The sequence below is a fragment of the Methylobacterium jeotgali genome (assembly GCF_022179345.1).
GTDB lineage: Bacteria > Pseudomonadota > Alphaproteobacteria > Rhizobiales > Beijerinckiaceae > Methylobacterium > Methylobacterium jeotgali.
The window spans coordinates 1-1,073 of the sequence record NZ_BPQR01000112.1 but is presented as its reverse complement, the minus strand read 5'-3'; the positions used below and the strand labels follow the sequence as shown (position 1 = coordinate 1,073).

The 1,073-nt window shown below is 68.5% G+C and carries 1 protein-coding gene; it reads left to right on the top strand.

Translation table 11 applies throughout. From position 1 onward, the window contains the following. Positions 1 to 11 precede the first annotated feature (11 nt). Positions 12 to 1,073 (top strand): ABC transporter transmembrane domain-containing protein (locus tag MFF04_RS21890; protein ID WP_238279117.1); only part of this gene is annotated, 1,062 nt, incomplete at its 3' end.

Here is a 1,073-nt window from a genome sequence, read left to right as displayed (position 1 = left end):
GGAGACGCCGCATGAGCGCGCGGTCCTTCGCGATCGGCGGCGCATCGCCCGTGGAGATGGCGGCGGCCGTGCTCCGGCGGCTCACCGGCCGCGCCCGCTCCCGGCCGACGCCTCTCGTGGCGGCGCTGCTCGCCGAGAAGATGGCCTTCTTCCATTGCGCGGTGATCAGCGTGTTCCTGAGCGCCTCGGTGCTCGGCGGCAGCGTGTTCTTCGAGCAGGCCAACGACCGGGTGCTGCCGCACAAGAACGTTATCACCCTGGCGATCCTGTTCGCGGTGCTCTCCGGGCTGCTGATCGTCGCCGGCTACCTGCACGTGCAGCGCGACCACATCCTGGCGCGGGTCTCGAGCCGCCTCGACCGGGTGCTGCGCCCGGCGCTGTTCGACGCCTGCCTCCAGGCGCGCTTCGACGGCCGCATCGAGAACGCCCGCACCGCGCTCGACGATTTCGACAAGCTGCGCGCGGCGCTCGCCGGCCGGGTGGCGGGGGCGGTCTACGACTTCCTACAGGTGCCGATCTACCTCGTGTTCTGCTTCGGCATCCACGTCTACCTCGGCAGCTTCGTGCTCGGCGCGCTCTGCGTGATCGCCGTGCTGGCCACGATCGTCGCCTGGAAGCGCACCCGCTACGAGAACGAGCTCGCCGAGATCTCGAAGGCCAAGACCGATACGCTGCTCAGCACCTTCATCAACATCGAGACCGTGCAGGCGCTGGGCATGCGCCAGGTCTTCCGGGAGCGCTGGATCAACGGACACCGGCGCGCGCTCCAGATGAGCGCCGATGCCGAGGACCGGCTGTTCTGGCTCGATACGCTCCTGAAGGTGCTCGTCACCGGCCTGACCGGCTTCACCGTGGCGGTCGGCGGCTATTACGGCATTCAGGGTCAGATCTCGCCGGGTAACCTCGTCGGCGTGATGCTGATCTCCGGCAAGCTCGTGAAGCCCGTCCTGACCATCACGACGGAGTGGGGCTCCATCGTGAAGGCCAAGCACGCCTTCGACCGACTCCAGGTGCTGTTCCTCTCCCTGGAGCAGGGCCGGCGGGAGAGCTACGAGGCGCTTCCTGCGCCGCGT